The sequence below is a fragment of the Stieleria sedimenti genome, from assembly GCF_025060895.1.
Taxonomy (GTDB): domain Bacteria; phylum Planctomycetota; class Planctomycetia; order Pirellulales; family Pirellulaceae; genus Stieleria; species Stieleria sedimenti.
On the sequence record NZ_JANZKV010000167.1, the window covers coordinates 19,139 to 40,074 of the forward strand.

The 20,936-nt window shown below is 59.4% G+C and carries 14 protein-coding genes; 5 read left to right on the top strand and 9 right to left on the bottom strand.

What is annotated here, in order from left to right; translation table 11 throughout:
- Positions 1 to 67 precede the first annotated feature (67 nt).
- Positions 68 to 679, bottom strand: coding sequence for an ABC transporter ATP-binding protein (locus NZK35_RS20980; protein ID WP_259634485.1), 612 nt, complete (start codon positions 677 to 679; stop codon positions 68 to 70).
- 168 nt (positions 680 to 847) lie between these two features.
- Here NZK35_RS20980 and NZK35_RS20985 point away from each other — a divergent pair, with 168 nt between their 5' ends.
- Positions 848 to 1,822 carry a phospholipase D-like domain-containing protein gene (locus NZK35_RS20985; protein WP_259634486.1) on the top strand — a complete coding sequence of 325 codons (975 nt, stop codon included), beginning with the start codon at positions 848 to 850 and terminating at the stop codon, positions 1,820 to 1,822.
- A gap of 266 nt (positions 1,823 to 2,088) precedes the next feature.
- Here NZK35_RS20985 and NZK35_RS20990 read toward each other — a convergent pair whose 3' ends face one another.
- The 5 genes from NZK35_RS20990 to NZK35_RS21010 form a co-directional block, all read right to left on the bottom strand.
- Positions 2,089 to 3,561 (bottom strand): DUF1501 domain-containing protein, encoded by a 1,473-nt coding sequence (locus NZK35_RS20990; RefSeq protein ID WP_259634487.1) that lies wholly within the window; start codon positions 3,559 to 3,561, stop codon positions 2,089 to 2,091.
- Positions 3,558 to 6,752, bottom strand: a complete 3,195-nt coding sequence (locus tag NZK35_RS20995) for a DUF1553 domain-containing protein (protein WP_259634488.1) — start codon at positions 6,750 to 6,752, stop codon at positions 3,558 to 3,560. The genes NZK35_RS20990 and NZK35_RS20995 overlap by 4 nt, the downstream gene beginning before the upstream one ends.
- Positions 6,753 to 7,101: 349 nt before the next feature.
- The gene (locus NZK35_RS21000) at positions 7,102 to 7,938 is read right to left on the bottom strand and encodes a hypothetical protein (protein WP_259634489.1); all 837 of its coding nucleotides are present in this window, start codon (positions 7,936 to 7,938) and stop codon (positions 7,102 to 7,104) included.
- A gap of 105 nt (positions 7,939 to 8,043) precedes the next feature.
- A complete protein-coding gene (folE2, locus tag NZK35_RS21005; RefSeq protein WP_095742528.1) occupies positions 8,044 to 8,868 on the bottom strand; it encodes a GTP cyclohydrolase FolE2 in 825 nt (274 codons plus the stop codon).
- A gap of 572 nt (positions 8,869 to 9,440) precedes the next feature.
- Positions 9,441 to 11,303: a tetratricopeptide repeat protein gene (locus tag NZK35_RS21010; protein ID WP_259634490.1), complete on the bottom strand. Its 1,863-nt coding sequence runs from the start codon at positions 11,301 to 11,303 to the stop codon at positions 9,441 to 9,443.
- Positions 11,304 to 11,969: 666 nt separating this feature from the next.
- On the opposite strand from NZK35_RS21010, the gene NZK35_RS21015 reads away from it, so the two are divergent.
- Positions 11,970 to 12,656: a DUF2293 domain-containing protein gene (locus tag NZK35_RS21015; protein WP_259634491.1), complete on the top strand. Its 687-nt coding sequence runs from the start codon at positions 11,970 to 11,972 to the stop codon at positions 12,654 to 12,656.
- Positions 12,657 to 12,890: 234 nt separating this feature from the next.
- On the opposite strand, the gene NZK35_RS21020 is transcribed toward NZK35_RS21015, so the two are convergent.
- Positions 12,891 to 13,745, bottom strand: a complete 855-nt coding sequence (locus NZK35_RS21020; protein ID WP_259634492.1) for a histidinol-phosphatase HisJ family protein — start codon at positions 13,743 to 13,745, stop codon at positions 12,891 to 12,893.
- Between the two features lie 213 nt (positions 13,746 to 13,958).
- A complete protein-coding gene (locus NZK35_RS21025) occupies positions 13,959 to 14,192 on the bottom strand; it encodes a hypothetical protein (RefSeq protein ID WP_095738225.1) in 234 nt (77 codons plus the stop codon).
- A 20-nt stretch (positions 14,193 to 14,212) separates the two neighbouring features.
- Here NZK35_RS21025 and NZK35_RS21030 point away from each other — a divergent pair, with 20 nt between their 5' ends.
- Positions 14,213 to 15,586 (top strand): SGNH/GDSL hydrolase family protein, encoded by a 1,374-nt coding sequence (locus NZK35_RS21030; protein WP_259634493.1) that lies wholly within the window; start codon positions 14,213 to 14,215, stop codon positions 15,584 to 15,586.
- Positions 15,587 to 15,598: 12 nt separating this feature from the next.
- Here the strand turns inward: NZK35_RS21030 and NZK35_RS21035 are convergent, their stop codons facing one another.
- Positions 15,599 to 16,663 carry a DegT/DnrJ/EryC1/StrS family aminotransferase gene (locus NZK35_RS21035; RefSeq protein WP_259634494.1) on the bottom strand — a complete coding sequence of 355 codons (1,065 nt, stop codon included), beginning with the start codon at positions 16,661 to 16,663 and terminating at the stop codon, positions 15,599 to 15,601.
- Positions 16,664 to 17,032: 369 nt separating this feature from the next.
- Here NZK35_RS21035 and yajC point away from each other — a divergent pair, with 369 nt between their 5' ends.
- Positions 17,033 to 17,419, top strand: a complete 387-nt coding sequence (yajC, locus tag NZK35_RS21040) for a preprotein translocase subunit YajC (protein WP_259634495.1) — start codon at positions 17,033 to 17,035, stop codon at positions 17,417 to 17,419.
- Between the two features lie 196 nt (positions 17,420 to 17,615).
- On the top strand, positions 17,616 to 20,873 hold the full coding sequence (secD, locus tag NZK35_RS21045; RefSeq protein ID WP_259634496.1) for a protein translocase subunit SecD: 3,258 nt from the start codon (positions 17,616 to 17,618) through the stop codon (positions 20,871 to 20,873).
- The last annotated feature ends 63 nt before the right edge of the window (positions 20,874 to 20,936 follow it).

A 20,936-nucleotide genomic window follows, 5' to 3' on the forward strand; every position in this document is an offset into this window, starting at 1 on the left:
ACAAATCGTAACAAGCTTGCTTGTCNNAGCGGTATTGGGCGAAAGCCAGCACACCAGCGTGGGTTCTCTACGGGGCGACGATGCGTCCGTCGGCCAGGCGCAGCTGGTGATCGGCACGGGCGGCGACGGCTTCGTCGTGGGTGACGACGACCAAGGTGATCGAATCGTTGCGATTGAGGTCTTCGAGTAGCTGCAGAATCGAGTCGCCCGTCTCGCTGTCAAGGGCTCCGGTCGGTTCGTCTGCCAGAATCAACTGGGGCGCATTGGCGAGCGACCGGGCAATCGCTACCCGCTGCGATTCGCCGCCGGAGAGCTGGGAGGGCAAATGGTTTCCACGGCCCGACAAGCCGACTTGATCGAGTAATCGTTTCGCCCGTTCGGCGCGCTCGGCTGGACCGTCGTCGGATTCGAACATCGGGATTTGAATGTTCTCCAAGGCCGTCAGATTGGGCAACAAGTAATAGCTTTGGAACACGAACCCGACGTTGCGTGAACGATGGCGATCGAGGTCGCTGTGGGCGTCGAGACGTTGCCCGTCGTAATCGATTTCACCGGAGGTGGGTCGATCGAGGCCGCCGATCATGTTGAGCAACGTGGTTTTGCCACTTCCGCTCTTGCCCACAATCGCGACATAGTGTCCCCTGCCGATGGAAAAAGACGCATCGGCGAGCGCATCCACTTTTCCTTCGTCATAATGGCGACAAACCTGTCGTCCCTCGATGAGGACAGGGGCGGAAAAGCTTGATCCCTGAGCCGATGGATCCGACTCTGGAGAGGGGATTTTACCCGCGCGGGCGGATGGAGATTCGGAACGGTGCTGGGGCATCTGGAAGTGATCGACGTGGTCATGAAACAAACTCACACTCTAACGGATGTTGATTCGATGCAGTACAGCCCGGCGCGGCGGCGTCGAACGATTCCACGACTCGCACCGGAAACGCTGCGTTTCGCTGCGGCCGTGATCGGCGTCTGGTTCGCATCGCATCTGACGACGGTTCAACGTTGCGCTGCGGCGGCGAATGACGCGTTGTTTCAGCCGGTCCCGATTGCGGTGGTTGATCCCGGCACGCGGGTGAGGGACGAATCCGAGCAGGTGTCATGGAATCGGCAGATTTTGGTCGCATCGCCGAAGATCAACAGCGGCGACATCGATTCGCTCAGCGGATCGATCCGTGACGCGGCAACCAAGTGCGCGCTGACGATCATGGCGCGGGTTGAGAAGTCGACGTCACAGGGTCATTACGAGCTGAAGCAGATCGGAGTGGGCTACAGTGTCGACGGTCCCGCGGGCCGAATCATCATCTCCTCAGACACCGCGTCGGATTTGGATGTGCCGCTCGGTTTTATCGCTCGACAGGTGTTAAAGACCAACGAGCGACAACTTGCCGAGGTGTCGCTGATCGCCCAGAGCCCGGCGCTGGCAATGTTCGATGCGCCGTCGGTGATGCTGCGCAACGGACAACACCGCACGTATCTGACGCGTCACTTGGTGTACCTGGATCCGGTCTCCGGCGAAGGTGCGATGGTGACCTGGTTGCTCGTTCCGCCGACCGACGAGGAGCATCCGATGGCGATCATCAATCAGCCGATGCGCGTGACGAAGTGGAGCACGAACGAATCTCGCAAGATTCACGTCGATGCGAACGAGTTTAACTTTTTAGGGGTGCCGGGAGAATTGGCGTTCGCGCTCGAGGATCTGCCGCCGGGAATCGACGTCGCCTGGACCAAGCGGGCGGCACGGTTGGCGGGCAAGAAAGCGTTTACCACGACGGAACTGCGCGAGTTGGCCGATGCGTTGCGCGAAGCGATGGAAGCGAAGTAGGTCGCGCTGTACGTGACGGATGGCAGGCGTAGCATGCTCGGTGGAGTAGGTCACGCTGTGCGTGACGGGCGGCATGCACGAGACGTCAATTTTATTACTGCAAGATTCATGGCTTCCTTCTCCCCCACAAATTGTAACAAGCTTGCTTGTCGATTTGTGGGGGAGAAGTCGCTAATCCTTTCGCAACGCCGGCCCTNNGTTGCCAAATCCTGCAGTAAAAGAATCGACGTCCCCCGCATGCTCGGCGGAGTTGACAGGCTGGAAGCCTATCCCACGGTTGGGATCGGATCGATCAGTGCGTGTTGGACCTTGCCGTGGACGTCGGTGAGGCGGAAGTTTCGGCCTTGGTACTTGAACGTCAATCGTTCGTGGTCGATGCCCAGTTGATGCAGGATCGTCGCCTGCAGGTCATGGATATGGACGGGGTTCTCGGCGATGTTGTATCCGAACTCGTCGGTCGCACCGTAGGTCATGCCCGGCCGAATTCCTCCGCCGGCCATCCAAATGCTGAAGCACCTTGGGTGGTGGTCTCGCCCAAAGCTGTTGGGCGAAAGTTTGCCTTGGCAATAGTTGGTGCGACCGAATTCGCCGCCCCAAATCACCAACGTGTCTTCCAGCATGCCACGTTGCTTCAAATCGGCCAGCAGCGCCGCGGAGGGCTGATCGGTTTCGCCACATTGTCGGGGCAAGCCGTTCTGGATTCCGCCGTGGTGGTCCCAGCCCGGATGATACAGCTGTATGAACCGTACGCCGCGCTCGGCCAACCGTCGAGCCAAGACGCAGTTGGCGGCGAACGTACCGGGGTTCTTTGCGTCGTCGCCGTACAGCTTGAACGTGCTTTCCGGCTCATCGCTCAAATTGGTCGCATCGGGAATACTGGATTGCATTCGATAGGCGAGTTCGTACTGCGAGATTCTGGCTTGGACCAGCGGATCGTGGGTTTGGTCCAGCTTGATTTGATGCAACCTGGAAAGTGCACCGATGGCACTGCGTCGACTGTCTGGATCGATCCCCTCGGGGTTGTTCAAGTACAACACGGGATCTTTGCCGCTGCGAAAGCGGACGCCTTGATGGCGACTGGGCAGAAAGCCGCTGCCCCAAAGCCGCGACACCAGTGGCTGGCCACCCTTGTTTTTGGTGACCATGACGACGAAGGAAGGTAGGTCGTCGTTTTCCCGGCCCAGTCCATAATCCAGCCACGCCCCCATGCTGGGACGCCCGGGGAACATGCTGCCGGTTTGCACGAACGTGACGCCGGGGCCGTGGTTGATCGCTTCGGTGTGCATCGACCGCACGATGCACAACTCGTCCGCGACGCCAGCCAAGTGCGGCATCAGTTCACTGAGTTGCGCGCCCGACTGACCGTGACGCGAAAATTTCCACGGCGAACCGACTAGCGGCAAACTGGATTGATTGCCGCTCATCCCGGTCAATCGTTGCCCGCCACGCACCGAGGCCGGCAATTCGGTTCCATGCCGTTCGTTGAGCAGCGGTTTGTGGTCCAGCAGATCCAATTGGCTCGGCGCACCCGATTGGAACAGATAGATGACCCGTTTGGCGCGTTGCGGCAAGTGCAGCCCGAGCGCCCGGTGCGGCGGATCGGTCGCGGGAGCGGCGATCGCATCTCGACCGGCCATCGCCGCCATCGCCAGGCTGCCCATCCCCAGTCCGCCGGCGGCAAAGAACTCGCGGCGCAACAACGACGTTCGGCTCGAATGGAGGGGGGAGTTTTCTTTCATCGTTTCATCACACTTTCGTCGTAGTTCATGAGGGTCCCGATCACGACGGCGGTCGCGGCGAACACTGCTTGATCGGATGACGGGCCGCCGTCGTGTTTGTCAAACTTGATCTCTCCGACCGACAAGTATTCTTTGGCGCGGTCGGGATGCCGGCGGAAATAGGCGAGCTGGTCCACGTACAGTTCGTTGACGACCTGGGTTTCCGCATCGGTCGGGTAACGGCTGGTCAACGTCCGAAAGGCGGCCAGGAGCACGGCGTCGGCATCGTCACCGTGCTCGGCGATCAAACGAAACGCCAAGACGCGTGCCGATTCGACATACTGGGGACCGTTGAGCAACACGAACGCTTGCAGCGGCGACGAGGTCCGTTCACGCCGGACGCGACAGACGTCACGTTTGGCGGCGTCCAGGGTCATCATCGCGGGCGCCGGTCCGGTGCGTTTCCAATAGGTGTAGATGCTGCGGCGATAAAGGCCTTCGCCGGAATCGCGTTTGGAGGGTTTGAACGAAGCCTCGACTTCATAGGGTTTGACGGGCGGTCCGCCGAGTTTGGACACCAATTGTCCCGAGATCGCCAGGGCTTGGTCACGCAACATCTCGGCGGGAAGCCGATACGCGTTGTGGCGGGACAGCCAACGGTTTTCGGGATCCTGATTCCAAACCGCCGGATCCGGGTGCTCGCTGGACGCCTGGTAGGTCGCCGACATCATGATTTGTTTGATCATGCGTTTGATGTCCCAGCCGCTGTTGACGAAATCGATCGCCAACCAATCCAACAATTCCGGGTGCGTGGGCGGTTCGCCTTGGCTGCCAAAATCTTCGGGGGTTCGAACCAGACCGACACCGAAACAGAGTTGCCAGATTCGATTGACGGCGACGCGACTGGTCAGCGGATGGTCGGGACGCAGCATCCAATCGGCCAGCCCCAGTCGATCCTTGCGCGTGGAGTCGTCTAAACCCAGAATCGCTTTGGGGGTGCCCGGCGTGACCGCTTCGGCAGGCGCGTCATAGGCGCCGCGTTCCAGTCGGTACGTGGTGCGGATCCCCGGTGCCTCTTTCATCACCATGATCTCTTGAATTTGATCCTGCAATTGACAATACGCTCGTCTGGCTTTCCCGAGTTTTTCCCGGTGTTGTGCCAGCTCGGTGTCGTGTCGCCGCAGCAGATGGTCGGACACCCTCTGTCGTTGTGCCGGCGTCCAGTCCTGAGATGCCGAGTGGACCCAAGTCAACGATTCGTCGCGTTCGGCAAGACGCTGGATCTCCAGGTCGGTCAATTCGCAATCGAACACGTGAAACGAATCGACTTCGCCGGACGTGAATCCGCGATCGCGAAAGCGTTGCCCGATCGCCAGGTTGTCGCCACCGCCTCCGGTGATTTGCTTGGTCAAGTGGTCGCGCACCGTGACGGCCGGCACGCGTTGCCCGTCGATGGCGATCGACAAACCGTCCGCGGAACTGGAACCGTCGTTGGTGACCGCGACGTGAACCCATTGATTGACGGGAATGGGATCGGGGGTGCGGATGCGAATCGCGTTGCCGGGCCAGAAATGAATCAAAGACCAACTCAGGTGTCCGTCTTCGATCAACAACTGATAGCCGCGGCTGGCGGCGTCGGTCCAAGCGCGTGAACGATGGAAAACGACCGCGCGGTCTTTGACATCGGGCGTCTTGATCCACAACGAAACCGAGAACGGTTGGTCGCGACGGAAATTGCCCGTCTTGAGATTGACGACGTCATCGCCGGTCAAGCGAACGGCGTTGCCTGCGATTCCCGGCACCGATTGGTTGGGCGCCGGCGGTGGCGATTCAAAGTCCAGCGATTCGATCGGCGTGGCGTACAGCCGATCGACCGGATCGGTGGCAGGGTTGTCGTTGTCACTGGAGTTGTCGCTTGCCTGGGCGGACGCCGGCGTTTCGGGGACATCCGCTGGGGCGGCGTTTGTTTCTAGCAGGTCGCGATAGGCATCGAAGTTGATTTGTTTCTCACAGGCTTTGTGAAAGTTCGCCAGATGTGAATCGATCTCACGTTGCAATTGTGATAAACGAATCGTTTGGGAGTCGGTCGGCAGTGGCAGGGTCGGCGTCGGAATCGATGGCGTGAAAAACGAATACAAGCCGGCTTCGTCGATGTTGGCGAAGAACGCGGAGAGCTGGTAGTACTCGGTTTGCGTGATCGGATCGTACTTGTGCGAGTGGCATCGACAGCACTCCATCGTCAACCCCAGGAACGCGGTTCCGACGGTTTGGGCCCGATCTGCGACATACTCGATCCGAAACTCTTCGGGGACGCTGCCGCCTTCGACCTTCTGTGGATGCAGCCGATTGAAGGTCGTCGCCAGGATCTGATCGCGCGACGCATCGGGCAACAAATCACCGGCGAGCTGTTGGCGAAGGAATTGGTCATAGCCGAGATTGCGATTGAACGCATCGACCACCCAATCACGGTAGGGCCACACGAAACGATCGCGATCGACTTGGTAGCCGTACGTGTCGCTGTACCGAGCGACGTCCAGCCAATCGGCGGCCATGCGTTCGCCGAAGCGAGAATCGGCCAACAGTCGGTCGATCACTTTTTCGATCGCGCGGGTAGACGTGTCGGCCAGGAATTCGTCGAGTTCGGCAATCGTCGGCGGTAGCCCGATCAAGTCGAAAGTGATTCTGCGCAGCAGCGTTTCTTTGTCAGCGGCCGGTGCAAGGTGCAGCGAGTTCTTTTGCAGCCGATAGAGAATGAAGTGATCGATCGGATTGACGGCCCGATCGCCGGCCACCGCGGGCACGGGTCGGGCGCGAGGCGTTTGAAAGGACCAGTGGGCTTGGTACGAGGCGCCTTCGTTGACCCAGCGGCGAAGCAATCGTTTTTGTTTGTCCGTCAGCGCGCGTTCACTGTCGGCCGGCGGCATCAACGCGTCGGAATCGTCGCTGAAGAGCCTCGCCACCAGCTCGCTGGACTCGGCATCGCCTGGAACGACGGCCCATTCCTTCGCACCTTCTTCGGTGTCCAACCGCAACTCGGCTTGTCGAGCGGAAGCATCGGGGCCGTGACAGTGGTAACAGTTTTCGGACAGGATCGGGCGGATGTCGCGATTGAACTGAAGCGGCTCGTCGGCGGACGCAGTGTCGGTCGATGCCCACTGGATCGTCAGACCCACGAGGATGATCGGGAAACAGAAGCGAAATAGTCGCAGCATGGTGGAATCAGGCGGGACGGGCGGGGAGGGCTGGACCAACGATTATACCCGAGTCGGTTTGCTGGACGTCTGTTTTTCGCGGGGTGTTCGAGGACTCGGAGGAATTGGCGGGCAGCCGGTTGTGCCCTGCGGACGCGTTTTTGTGGTTGCGTTGACCGTGGGAGCCACCGGCTGGGGTGCGATGGCCGCCGCGAGAGGTAGGAAGATTTTGGAGGTAGGAAGATTGGCTCGATCGAATTGATGCTGCAATTCACGATTTTCTTACCTCCGAAATCTTCTTACCTGTTTTCCGCAACGGCTTGGAATTGGGAGGCGCGAACGCTCGAGATCCGCTGTCGCCAGTTGTCAATCACAGATTTGATTCGCCGTCATCCGGCGGTCGTTGGGATTCGTCGCCGCGGTCCGGATCTGGTTCCGGATCGATAACCGCCGACGGTGTTGCAGGCGGATCCATCCGGATGTGTCGTGTCTGGAATTCGGTGATTTCACTCAACAACACAATCTTCTGCCAAATCTTTCGCGACAGTCCCGTCGTCAATTGTTCGACTTCGCTGACCGCGGCGACAGATGCTGAGTCATTGAATCGCTGGACATAGAGCGCTGCGATCTTGCCGATCAGGGACAGCATTTCGGTGCAGTAGTCCAGGTAGCGGTTCAGCTCCAACGGGCCCATCGCCTCGGCCGGCGAATGGTCGGTTTGACGATAACGTTCGAGCATCCGTTCGGGATCTTTGGTCAGTTGGTGCATGTCCACGACGTGTGCGATTGATCGCAATTCATGCACGGCCACCAAGGCGCGACGACGTTTGATTCGAATTTCCAGACTTGTCAGAAAGTAAAGCGTCGCGCCCAGCACGATCAGTGTGTTTCCGCCCGCGTCGAACATTCCGATCAGATCGGTCCAGCCGATCGCTTCATCTTTGAAACGGACCGAGTGGGTGACGAACCAAATCATCGAACCGACCAGGCCCATCACCATGATGGCCAGCACATAGCCGCAAATCCGAATCCACCAGACCGATTCGCCAATCCCCTGCGCCCGGACCGCTGATTTTTCGGCAACCTCAAGCAACTGGGTGCACAGATCGGACAGTCCACTGCGGGGAAAGCGGTCGGAAATGCGTTGGTGCAGCGCCGCGACCGTTTCCACGATCGCTCGCTCGCTGAGGATAAGTTTGGAGGGCATGGTCGGCTAAGCGGGAGGCTTGGGACAGCAGCCGACCATTCTAACCGACCCGCGATCGAGAAACCGGAAGCCTATCCCACTGCTCGATGGCGGGTCGCGAAACGATCACTCTTCGCGTTTATCGCATTCGATGAATGCGTACGCATTGTGATTGTGGATCGATTCGTAATTTTCGCTGCTGCACTGGTACCAGACGATCCGGTCGTCGTTGTTGAGTGCAACGGCCAAGTCACGCACGATGTCTTCGACGAACTTGGGGTTCTCGTAGGCCCGTTCGGTGACCCATTTTTCATCGGGTCGTTTCAACACGCTGAACACCTGTGTCGAAGCACATTGTTCGACGATCCCGAACAGTTCTTCGATCCACAAGTGGACGCCTTCGGCCATTCGGACCTTGACCGTCATGTCACAGCGTTGGTTGTGGGCGCCGTAATCCGAGATTTCCTTGGAGCAGGGACACAGGCTGGTCGCCGGGATCTTCAACGTCATCACGAAATCATCGGTTCCGTTACTGGCCAGTTCAAAGGCGACGTCAAAGTCCAGCTTTCCGGACTGACCGCTGACGGGGGCTTTTTTGTCCACGAAGTAGGGAAAGCTGAGTTCCAAGTAGGCATCCTGGGACTCCAGTTTCTCCTTCATCCGATTGGCCACCAACGGCAACGCGTCGCTGCTGAGTTCTTCGTGGTATTCGTTCAGCACCTCCAGGAATCGCGACATGTGCGTCCCTTTCACGTCGTGCGGCAGCGAAACAAACATGTTGATCGTCGCGACAGTATGAATGAACTCATTGCCTTTTCCTTTGCCCGGCGTCCGCAAGGAGATGGGGTACCGCACATTGGTCACGCCGACTTTATTGATTGCGACTTTTCGTCCGTCGCCGGTCGATTGGATGTCTGGCAACGGGGTCGCGGTGATGGAAGCTTCGGTCATGGGCTGTTTGTATCTATACAAGGGGGTGATCGGTGGTGAGCGATCGGACTGAATCGCCCCGACTGCGGACGCATCCGCGAACCGAAAAAATTGCTTCGGAGCCACTGTGCCGAGCGAACACGCTGGCGCAGTCGTCCAAATCGTTTGGCGGTGGTTAAACAGTTAAGCGGGGAAAGGCGGCTACCGCGGGCGAGCCTTTTCCAGCTGGCGGGAGTACGTTGCTCAAAATCGCAAATTGCGATCGAGCCGTTTGCAAGTGCAGTCGTCCCGGCCCGTTTAGTGTGACGTGGCGGCAACCCCTACACAATGGCTGGCGCGCGACGAGCTGCAAAACGCCAGTGATTTACCGGGAAAATGTGTCGGAAAATCGGACAGAATTGGGCCTTGATCACTGACCAAGTGTCCGGTCGTGCCGCCCGGACGCTGGCGTGAACGGGGTGATGTCAAACGATGATCAGCCGTCTGGCGCGAGCCTACGGGCCTGCCAGGGCAACGTCGTCCCCACTCCGCCTACGGCTGACGCACTCGGCTCACCAAATCGACAAGCCTGGAAGCGGAACCGACATTCCTCCCTACTGACGCAGTTGACTCGCTTTTTCAAAGCATTCTGCGGCCAGCTCGTTCTCGCCGAGAGACTCGTGCAAGCGGCCCAGTGACTCGTAGGCCAAAGCTTGCCGCCGCCCCTGACTGACGAATACCGCTTGCATCAAATACCCCTTCGCCGCATCAGTATGGCCTTGCATGGCCAAAAGCTCACCAAACGGACGACAGGCTCGATCGAAATTTCCGATCTTGAATAATTCGGTGTACTGCTCGATCGCTGCGTCGATTTGTCCCTTGTGGACCATGCAGTCCGCCAAGATGTACCGGCTCTCCAAATCCAACGGCAGCAACCGCAGGGCGTCGTTGGCATTCCTCCGGGCCTCGTCGTATTTTCCCGCCCAATGAGTCAGCTTGGCCAGATTCCGAAACGCGACCGCTTGGGCACGCAGATCGATCTTGCTCTCAACGGCTCCCGTCGCAGCAACGATTTGCAGAATGGTCGGCGTCGCGGGCACGATCGCATGGTCGGCAAGCGAGCGAAGGATCGCCAACGCGATTTCGCCATGCACCTCCACGGTCGGGTGGACATGATCAAGAAACGATTCGGCACCGAAACAGGCGTGCCCCTGTTCGCTTTGCGACAGAGCGGCCAAATGGGATTCGAAGTCGACGGGGATGGCCGAGCTTTCCGCCAGGAACTCGCGTAGGATCTGCTTAATCGGAGTTGTCGCACGCAGGGGACAAATGTCTTCATCGATCGCACGCTGGAAGCTTTTCGCGGCGTCGTCTTCGAGACCGACTTCCAGCAGCGCTCGACCGCGCAAGAAATGGACGTCGGCATTGGCCTGGTCTTGTTCCAGAATCAGCTCCAGCACTTCCAACGACTGAGCCGCTGCGTCGTCGGCGAGCAACTCGCGAGCGGTTTCCAGATCTTGCGTCAATCGTTGCCGCGTCGCTGCATCGATGCCGTCGCCGAAGTCGGCTTTAAACGGCGAGCAGTCGCGAAGGTTGGACGCGGGCACGACGACCGCCAACTTCGCTCCGGCCCCCTGGGCAATCCGTTCCATCCGCCGCAGGTTGATGCGAAAGTGTTCTTCCACGCCGCGATACCAGGACGGATTCCGCTGGTAACTGGCCGGACCAATCGTGTGGTTCAAAATCTCGTCGACATCGCCGGAAAGAATTTGTTTGGAGTCTGGTTGACCGGTTGAACGAAGACGATCGACCAACGATTGAATCGATTGGCCGACACGCGTTTTCGTAGCAAGCGTGGAGAGTGCACGGGCGGCCGGTATACCGGGTGTGTCTGACGATTCGATCAGATCGCCGTACGTCCGCCATTCCAAAAACTCGTTCTGGCCGGTGTACAAGATGAACAGGTCGATGTCGTGCCGAGCGAATTCCTGCATCACGCCCGCGACGCGATAGCTGGCATAGCTGACGCCGCCGGCGTTGATCACTTCCCAGTTTTGCTCTGGGTCGACCATCGGCAGCAACGTTCTCAGCCAGCCACAAAACGAAGTCGAGTCATCGAAGGGACGGCCGAAGGTTGTCGATCCGCCCAGGCAGACGATCCGGTAGGTCCCCACCGGTTTGGATGCCGGAAACGATTGGTCGTTGAACCACACGAGCTTAGCCGGATTGATTCGCAAACCGGGTTCCGCCGCGTCGCCGTTTGAATCCGAACGTTCATCTTCGACCAGCAACGGGACGCTGGGCGAGAAACCGACGAAGGGGTCGGTCGGTGGCGGGGCAACCCAAAAGCAAGCCAGCAGCAATTCCGCGATACCAAACAATGCGACGATCAGCACCAACGAAAAGAGCAGCCGTTTCCCAAGGCTGATGCGGGGTGCGTTGCGTGGGGCGGGTGGGTGCGCGGCGTTGTGGTTCATGCGGTCAGTATAGACGCCTGCAGCCGTGCCGGCTTTGCTCCCGGGCTCTGCCCTACGCCGTGAACAATTTATTAGCGGCAGGGCGCAAGCCCTCCGGTGTTTCGACAAAGATGCGGAACCGGAGGGCTCGCGCCCTGCCGCTAACACCTCGTAAAACACAGAAAAGAAATCGTTCACGGCGTAGGGCTCCGCCTGGGAACACACATTCATTGAGGCTCCGCCTCTCGTGCGTCGGAGGCAGAGCCTCCGGCTGCACATAACCGCCGTCTGGCGCCATCGCTAAGTTTCTGCCGAATTGATGCTGCGATGGACCATCGATGAGCATGGAGTGGTTGGGCATCAAAAACATGATTGACATCAGCCGATTCGCGCAAGCGTTCGGGCCTCGGCAACAACACCAGGGCCCGTAGGCTGGCGTCAAACGGCTGATGCCAAGAAGCCCCAAGGGAATCGAAACCGCCAAAATGCTGCAAATGAATGCACGTTTCCACGGGGAGAGTGCCGAAAACTCATTTTCTCAACGACCCAAAAACTGCACGACTTCTTTGTCTGGGGAGGAACGCTTGATGCAAAACCGGTTTCGTCGTATCAAGATGCCCCGCACCACCCGCCGATCAAATCGGTGTGCGTTGTGATCGACCGCTTTCCCCGTGCTGCTTCTCCCCGATGCCCGAAAAAACTCGCGTTGTTGCTCCCGGCCCTTCCACCCAACAGGTTGTCGACGAAGACGGAACGGAGCTTTCGATTCCAACCGGCTGGGAATTGTTGCCGCCCGGGGATGCGGGGCTGACTCGTCGCGTCAAAGCGGCCGGTCCGACGTGGACGGTGAAGGAACGCCGGGGGCGACGGATGTTTTCCAAGGGCGTTTGGGCAGACGCCGCTCAGATCGCCGCGGCCAGGACAAAGCTGGATGCCGAACGATCAACCGACGCGTATGCACGCAAGCGAAAAAACGACACGGCCCGGCGCGAGAAGAAACAAGCCGAGTACGTCGACGAGTTCGAAAACGCGGTGCTCTCGTTTCTGGATTTCCATGTGTCCCATCACGGCATCGCCAAACGCTTGGCCGTCGCCGTCACCACGCATGCAACACCCGTCGGCAGCGGCACGGTTGCTCGGACGCAACGCATCCCGGTCGAACGCCGCGCCGAGTCTGCCGTGATCGCTTGGATGCGTCACCAGACGACCGCTTATGACAACCTGTCGATCCCACGCGTCAAGGGAAAGCGACGCGAAGTCCGCCGCATGCTGGCCGCCGAATCGCGACGGTTGCTGCAAGGTTACCGAAGCGGAAAACAAATCGACGCGGCACAGTGCCCGTTGCAACGGGCGCTGGCAGACGCCAGCGAGTGAAGCAGGAAGCGGTTTCGTCACTCTCCCCCTGGGAGCGTCGAGCGTAGCGAGGAGAGGGTTTGCGTTGTTGCTTGGGGTCGCCCATCAAGAGTGAAGTGAATGTGGCGATTGACCGTTCGACCTCCCCTCGCTTCGCTCGACCCTCCTGCCAGGAGGGTGGCTTTAAGAGCTGCACGACCTCCATACGTGGGGGTGATCTCTTTACTTGCGTCGAACGCCCCTCGTATCTGGAGGCTAACGTCTCAAGCTGGCGGCTTCGTCGACGTGGCTCATCGACTTCAGCGCGGTTTCAATTGCAACCGATTGTCGCTTGCGGCCGAGAAAGAAATTGACGTGCGTGTACCCGACCCGCTGCAGCAGACGCATGGCGGTTTCATAACCGTCGCCGACGCGCTCGGGCGTGTGGGCGTCGGCGCCGAGCGTGACCGGGATGTCACGTGACTTCATTTCGGCCAGCATGTCGGGAAAGGGGTTCATTTCCGAAATGCGTTTGTTGACGCCGCTGGTGTTCAGTTCCATCGCCACACCGGTCTTGGCGATCCGGTCCAGCGCCGGGCGGATCACGTCCAAGATCGAATCGGGATCCCAGGCTTCGGTGGTGAAATTCTTGATCAAATCCGGATGGGCCAGTGAATCGAATAACCCCGTCTCGGCCGACTTGGCCAGCAAGTTGAAATAGATCCGTTGGACTTCGACCAAATCGTTCTGCCAATACCTTTCGCGAAACTCGCCGATCTGGGGATGCACCGAACCGAGCACGAAATGAAAGTCCGCGCCGGAGAGTTGCTTTTCCAAATACGCTTCGTGACCTTCGAAGTAATCGGCTTCCAGCCCCAAACGCACATCGACGCGGCCTTTCCAGTCGTCGGTCGCCTGGGCAACTAAATCGACATAGGCGTCGAATTCCGATTCCGCCATTCGGACGCCGGAAGAAAATCCATTCGGCATCGGGTTGTGGCAGGTGACATGCATGCCCAACAACCCGCGCGACTCGGCCACCGCAGCGTATTCCGTCGGCAAACCGTCGGCGTGTTTGCAAAGCGGCGTGTGCGAGTGGGATTCGAAAAGGACGGGATCTGCTGAGGACATAGATACGTTGAAGGCTGGTGTGATGGAAAGAAAAGTGGCGTAAGCTTCCAGCTTGCGACCACCGCTGCGAGCTTCGCTTGCACGGAAAGGCAAGCAAGATGCTTACCCCACCGCTGCAAGCTTCGCTTGCACGGAAAGGCAAGCAAGATGCTTACCCCACCGCTGCGAGCTTCGCTTGCATGGAAAGGCAAGCAAAATGCTTACCCCACGGTGTTAGAACAGGGGCTCGTCGTCTTCGGGATCGCCGCACCATTTTTTCAGGCTGGCGAGCACATGGTCGCGTCCACGCAGGCTGGTCCAGACTGATTCTTCCACATCGAGTCGAATTTCGTATTCCCCCTCACGCTCGCAATCCTTGTCGCCGCACCAGTGGGGAAGGTCGGCGACCCAGACGATGCGGTAAAGTGGGACGTGCTTGTCGTCAACGAGGATCAATGGTGAATCCATGCGACCTGCCATAACTGGGGATGAATAGGAAAACGGAGAAAGCCGGTTTGGCACTCTATGTTCTCAGAAATTACGATCTGGACAATCCTTTAACTCACCGGGTTTCACTCACTCCGTTCGGTCAATACCGAAGTCGTCAATACCGCAAGGACATCATGAATCTTTCACTCTCCGGTCGAATCGCCTGCAGTTTCGCGACCGTTTTCATCGCCGCGGTGACCTGCCGGGCCGATGAACCGCCAGCGACTGCGGAGCGTGCGGGTGCATTGCCCCCCGCCGTCCATGTCCGCGGGGACCTCCATCGCAGCCGCGAAGTCTTCGCCACAACAGGGCAAGGACGTGTCGTGTTTCTCGGCGGATCGATCACCGAAATGGACGGTTACCGACCGATGGTCATGGACAGCTTAGTGGCTCGCTTCCCCGGCACCGAGTTCAACTTCATCAATGCGGGAATGTCTTCCACTTGCTCGCACACTGGGGCATTTCGGCTGCCATCGGATGTCTTGAGCCACAAGCCCGATCTACTGTTCGTCGAATTCGCCGTCAACGACGATCAAGACGCCGCCCACAGCTATGAAGATGCACTGCGGGGAATGGAAGGCGTGATTCGCTCGGCCCGGTCCAGCTTGCCCCAGGTGGACATCGTCATCACCTATTTCGTCAATCCACCGATGCTGGAAAAGGTCCAAGACGGCGAGGTACCGACCAGCATTGCCGCCCACGACGCCGTCGCGAAGCACTACAACGTTTCGACCTGCAATGTGGCGGTGGAGCTGGCCAAGCAGATCGGTGAAGGAAAAACCACCTGGGCGATCTACGGCGGTGTCCACCCGAAACCGGCAGGCAATCGGATCGCGGCGGATCTGATCGAGGACGTTTTTCGCCAAGCCCGATTCTCGCTGGCCGAAGCGAAGTCGGCCAGCCGCCAGACGTTCGCCCCCCACCCGCTGCCGCCGCCGATCGACCCGACCAGCTTTTGGCGCGGCCGGTTTCTCCCTTGCGACGCGATTTCGATGGGCAGCGGGTGGTCGTTTGTGGAGCCGCAGTGGAAAGACATTGACGGCTCGTTTCGCGAACGGTTCGCCGGACGGCCACTGACGGTCGCCACGGTTGCAGAGGCGGAACTGCAGGTCGCATTTTCGGGAACCGCGATCGGCCTGTTCGTCTTGGCGGGGCCGGATGCCGGCGTCGTCGAATTCTCTATCGATGACGGCGACTGGCACGCCGCTGACCTGTACCACCGCTTCAGCAAGGGACTGCACTATCCGAGAACCGTCGTGCTCAAGTCGGGACTTGAGGACGGCCCACACCAAATGAAGCTGAGGGTTTCGAAAAAGAAAAACGGCGGTAGCCAAGGCAACGCGGTTCGCATCCTGGAGTTCGTCGCGTCGTAGCCTATCCCACCCTCACGACACGGCCTCGGACAACCGCTCGACCAACTGCGTCCGCAAGGGACCGGTTGCCAGCAACGCTGAGTGGTCAAGCAGGCAGAGTTGCTCGCCCAGCATTCGGCAGCGGTCTAGCGGGCCGATTTTGTCGCAGCGTCGATCGCTGCTACGGTGCATCGACCGATAGCCCGGACCGACCGGCAGTCCGGCGCGGCGGAGTGTGTCCAGCATGGCGTCACGTCGCTCGCACAAGAATGCGAACTTATAGAACGTCGCGTGCGGCGTCAGCCGGCCGTCTGTGGTCGCCTGTCGGATCCAGTCGACGCCTGCGGTGATTGCCGAAACGGTCTCGGATCGGATTTGGTTGCATTCGGCCAAACGATCCAGTTGGGGCAGCAGCGCCGCGGCTTGCAATTCGCTCATCGGCGCCGCGTCGCTGGGACGGTCCAGCCAGGCGTTCAAGCGGCTTGCAATCGGATCGCGGTCGGTCAGCACCGCGCCGCCATTGCCGGCGGTCAGCGGTTTGCTGCCCCCGAAGCTGAGCACACCGACATCGCCCCAGGCCCCGGCGGCGCGGCCATCGATTTGCATGCCGGGCGTCTGGCAGGCGTCTTCGATCAGCGCCCAGTCCGCCCGGTCACAGAGTTCGCGGAGGCGACGGATTTGGGCGGGAACGCCGTAAAGATGCGAAACCACGACGGCTTTCACTGCGTTTTTCGTGCCCGCATTTTGCCCAAGGCGTTGCAGGGACTGCGGATCGATCGAATGGCTGGACGGATCAGCGTCGACGAGCACGGGTCTGGCCCCCAGCAGTTCGATCGCCCGGAAATTTCCTGGATAGTCATAACCACAGAGTGCGACCTGCTGACCGGGCGTGACCCCGACCGCACGGAGGGCCAATTCGACGCCCAGCGACCCGCTGCTGACCAAGCGGACATGGCGGCAGCCGACCCGTTGGGCGATCTGTTCCTGCAGCGCGGCCGTCGCTTCCCCCCGATAGCGTCCCCAGTCGCCGCGGCGGACGCTCCGTAGAATCGACTCGGTAATCTCGGGCCATTGGGGGGGCCAGGCAGGGAACATCATGGATTTCGTGGTCGGAGTTGGCATGGATCACGTGATCGGCAGGGGTCACGCGGTCGGTTCATCCACGAAGCGAGTGGGCACCGATCTCGACACAAGTCAACCGAGCCGAGGCCACCCTCCCCGCCGAGGTCGTGCAGTTTTTACAGTCGTTGATCTTAGTCGTTGATATGAAACCCCATTATTTTCAGCGACATGAAAACAGCACAACCTGGTGTGAGTTTGGGAGAAGTGGCGAGTTGAGGCCAGAAGTCTGGCAAAAGCGTCGAAAGTTCGTTGCTGGCTGGGCTTGTGACCAATTTTGGCCTTCCATATCATGCCGCTCTTGTATTTTGCCTACCCAACCAGATTAGAACCCATTCGGTCCGAATTGTGATCCAACCCCTGCTTCAATTCGTACCGTGGACGATTCTGGCCGACGATGTGGCCCCGGAGGCCGCCGAGCCGAAGCCCTTTGTCTTGCAATTGATGGAGAATCCGCTGTTCCCGATCGCGGGAATCATTTTGATCTTCTACCTGACGTTGATCGCTCCGGAGCGTCGACGCAAGGCGGAAGAAGCAAAGCGGATCGCGGGGATCAAGAAAAATGATCGCGTGATCACCAGCGGTGGATTGCACGGAACGGTGGTCAGTGCACCGAGTGACAGCGATGTGGTGACGCTTCGGCTGGACGAAAGCGGGACAGTACGGGTGAAGGTCAGCCGGTGGGCGCTGACGGTCATCGAAGAAAAAAAGCCGAAGGACGACGCGAAGGACTAAAGAACATCGATTCGAACTCGAATCCCCCTGCCTGACACGCGAGCGTTTCGGATCGTTTGCCCGCACTAACAGATTTTACCAAGACTGCCCAATACACCCCAGGTGGTGACGTGCCCCGACCGGGGTTGCGGTCTCCACGTTCCCGATCACTGCATTCGTCACGTTTGCATTCCTTTCGACTACGAAACAACCAACGATGGACTGCTTTTCTCTCGTTCAGCCCCTGGCCGCTGTAAGTCTGACCGACCCGAGTCTGCTGCCCGGTCTGCTTTCGACGATCGATTCCGCTTCGATCGCGGGATGGTTCGGCGACCTGCTTTCGGCCAGCCCGATCGCTCAAGGTGAAGCCGAACAAGGTATTTCATGGCAGCAGTACGGATTGCTGGCCATCGCCTTGGCGGTGATTCTCTTGCCGTTCACGGTGGGTGGCTTTTTCGCCAAGCGGCTCAAGATGCCGACCCATTCGACGCGAATCGGCTTCATCCTGCTGGCGATCACGGTCAGCGTGACGGTGTTGCTCAACCGCTTGCCCGATCAAGGGGTGGACCTTCGCGGCGGGACGATTTTGGTCTATGAGATCGACCCCAGCAAAAGCAATCCAGATGCCGAACAGCAGGGCAACGGAGTCAAGTCGAAGGATTTGGTCGGACCACTGACCAAGCGAATCAACCCCAGCGGCACGCGTGAGATCGTGATTCGCCCGTACGGTGATTCGCAAATCGAAATCATCATTCCCGAAGTCGACCAGCGCGAAGTCGCCCTGATCGAAGAGACCCTCAAGCAAGCCGGGATTCTGCGTTTCGCGATCGTTGCCAATCGCACCGACCACCAGCGGGTGATCAACCTGGCGGCCGAGCAAGCCGCTTCGCCCGAACGTGCGATCCGGATGAGCGAAGTGATCGCCGACGCCGATGGAAGCACCGTCGGCCGCTGGGCGATCGTCGACCGTGAAACCACCAAGACCGGTGACAACGGACCGTTTCGGGTCAACATCGGCAACGCGATCGTTCGCAATCCCGACACCGGTGAGTTCGTCGAGTTGCCCCCGCAGGTCCGTGGCGACCAGGTGTTGCAAGCCCAGTGGGTCGACAACAACGGCCTCTCGGGCTTGGAAGTACTGATGATCATCGACCCCCAGATCGACGTCAAAGGAGAAGACCTCGCGTTCGCCTCGACGACCTTTGACGAGCAGGGTGCACCCGCGGTCGCGTTCAACCTGACCGACTCGGGCAGCAACAAATTCCGCGTGCTGACGACCGAAAACGCTCCCCAAGGAACGCGTCAACGTCAACTCGGTATCGTGATGGACGACCGCCTGTTGTCGGCGCCGAATATTCTGCAGCCGATTAGCAAACAAGGACGCATCACCGGGAATTTCACGACCGAAGAGGTCAAGGCGCTCGTCGACATCCTCAAAGCCGGCCAGTTGCCCGCCGCGTTGACGAAGCAGCCGATCGCAAAGAACCAGATCGACGCGACGCTCGGTGCCGACACGATCCGCAAAGGGGTGATGGCGATCGGCGTGTCGCTGGCTCTCGTGCTGGTCTTCATCCTAATCTACTATCGCTTCGCCGGTGCCATCGCTTGCTTTGCCCTGGTGCTGAACCTGGCGATGATCTTGGCGACGATGGTGTTGATCCACCAACCGCTGACCTTGCCGGGATTGGCCGGCCTGGTTTTGACCGTCGGTATGTCGGTCGACGCCAACGTGTTGATCTTTGAGCGGATACGCGAGGAAATCAACAAGGGCGCCAAGGACCGCATGGCGATTCGAAACGGGTTCGCCAAAGCGACCGTCACCATCGTCGACGCCAACTTGACGACGCTGTTCACCGCGATCGTGTTGTACGCGATCGGAACCGACCAGATCCGTGGCTTCGCCGTCACGTTGATCTTGGGCATCCTGTATTCGATGTTCACCGCGATCTACATGTCGCGAACGCTGTTCGATATCGCCGAACGACACAACAAAGTCTCTCTCGGCATGTCAGACATGGTCAATGCGATGAAGAACTCGGTGTCCGGCGGCGGCATGATGGACTTCATCGGCAAGGGCAAAGTCGCCCTCGCGATCTCGTCGGTCTTGATTGTGATCGGCATCGGATCGCTCGTCGCTCGCGGCAAGACGATTCTGGACATCGACTTCGCCGGCGGATCCTCGGTGCAGTTCCGAGTCAGCCAATCGACGACCACCCAAGCCATTCGTGACATTGTCGGCACGGGAATCGGTGAGCAAGATGGCACCCCCGTTCAATTCACCGTCAACGGCGTGACGATGGACGGTGCGGATGACGGCACCGTTTTCAAAGTTGACTCGTCGCTGGTGTCGGTCGATGACCTGCAACAGCGGATCGTCGAATCCTTTGCGACGGCGCCGGAGACCGATCTGGTCACCTACGACGTGACGATCTCTGATGTGGTCGGTGGATCGGATACCTCCTCGATCGGTCGCGAATCCAACGGCGTGATGCTGGTCGCGATGCAAGCGGAAACAGCTGACGACGCGCCAGCCAGTGACGCGCCAGCCGAAGACAGCGACTCGCAAGCCTCGACGACTGAACCTTCCTTGACCGCCGGTGAGTCGGCCGTTCGCCGAATCAGCCTGGGGATCGGCGGCGGCGATACGAGTGCCTCCATCAGCGGCCCGACGTTGATCCAGCGGATGAAAGAAGCCGCCGACGAATTGAAGATTCCACTCAATGAACGGGCCATTGACTTGTTGCCCAGCGGCGAAGGCGCCGAGGACTGGAAAAGCGGATCGAGCGTTCCGTTTTCCGAGTGGCGGGTGACCTTGCCGATGGGCAATCGAGCTGCCGACCAGGTGATGCAAGCGGTCGAGCGATCGCTCGGCAACGAACCGGTCTGGGTCAGCAGCAGCAGCGTGGGTGCACGTGTCGCCGGTCAAATGGTCGGCCGTGCCTCGGTCGCCCTATTCGCCAGCTTGATGGTGATCATCTTGTACATCTGGTTCCGATTCCAACGCGTCATCTATGGCTTTGCAGCCGTCGCCGCATTGGTCCACGATGTCTTGATCACGCTTGGTGCGATTGCGATCAGTTACTACGTGGCCGATGCACTCGGGTTCCTGTTGATCGATCCCTTCAAAATCAGTCTAACCGTGGTCGCGGCCCTGCTGACGATCATCGGTTACTCGCTCAACGACACGATTGTGGTCTTTGACCGGATTCGCGAAACGAAGGGCAAGTCACCACGATTGACCGGTGAGATGATCAACACCAGCATCAATCAGACGCTCAGCCGAACCTTGCTGACCTCGATCACGACCTTGATCGTGGTCGTGCTGTTGTATCTGTTCGGCGGCCAGGGCATCCACGCCTTTGCATTTTGCCTGGTCATCGGCGTCTTGGTCGGAACGTACAGTTCCGTGTTCGTCGCCAGCCCGATCCTGCTGATGCTGGTCAAGCGTGGCGAGAAGCCGGCCGAAGCGGCCTGATCGGTTACGACGTCGTCACGCGGTGCGTGACGGAGCTCAAGCGACAAGGGATTCAGCAACCGT

Bases quoted from the DNA above. Each gene is read 5' to 3' on its own strand.
- NZK35_RS20985 (WP_259634486.1), top strand. From the start codon at position 848: ATGAAACAAACTCACACTCTAACGGATGTTGATTCGATGCAGTACAGC.
- NZK35_RS20990 (WP_259634487.1), bottom strand. From the start codon at position 3,561: ATGAAAGAAAACTCCCCCCTCCATTCGAGCCGAACGTCGTTGTTGCGC.
- NZK35_RS20995 (WP_259634488.1), bottom strand. From the start codon at position 6,752: ATGCTGCGACTATTTCGCTTCTGTTTCCCGATCATCCTCGTGGGTCTG.
- NZK35_RS21000 (WP_259634489.1), bottom strand. From the start codon at position 7,938: ATGCCCTCCAAACTTATCCTCAGCGAGCGAGCGATCGTGGAAACGGTC.
- folE2 (WP_095742528.1), bottom strand. From the start codon at position 8,868: ATGACCGAAGCTTCCATCACCGCGACCCCGTTGCCAGACATCCAATCG.
- NZK35_RS21010 (WP_259634490.1), bottom strand. From the start codon at position 11,303: ATGAACCACAACGCCGCGCACCCACCCGCCCCACGCAACGCACCCCGC.
- NZK35_RS21015 (WP_259634491.1), top strand. From the start codon at position 11,970: ATGCCCGAAAAAACTCGCGTTGTTGCTCCCGGCCCTTCCACCCAACAG.
- NZK35_RS21020 (WP_259634492.1), bottom strand. From the start codon at position 13,745: ATGTCCTCAGCAGATCCCGTCCTTTTCGAATCCCACTCGCACACGCCG.
- NZK35_RS21025 (WP_095738225.1), bottom strand. From the start codon at position 14,192: ATGGATTCACCATTGATCCTCGTTGACGACAAGCACGTCCCACTTTAC.
- NZK35_RS21030 (WP_259634493.1), top strand. From the start codon at position 14,213: ATGAATAGGAAAACGGAGAAAGCCGGTTTGGCACTCTATGTTCTCAGA.
- NZK35_RS21035 (WP_259634494.1), bottom strand. From the start codon at position 16,663: ATGATGTTCCCTGCCTGGCCCCCCCAATGGCCCGAGATTACCGAGTCG.
- secD (WP_259634496.1), top strand. From the start codon at position 17,616: ATGGACTGCTTTTCTCTCGTTCAGCCCCTGGCCGCTGTAAGTCTGACC.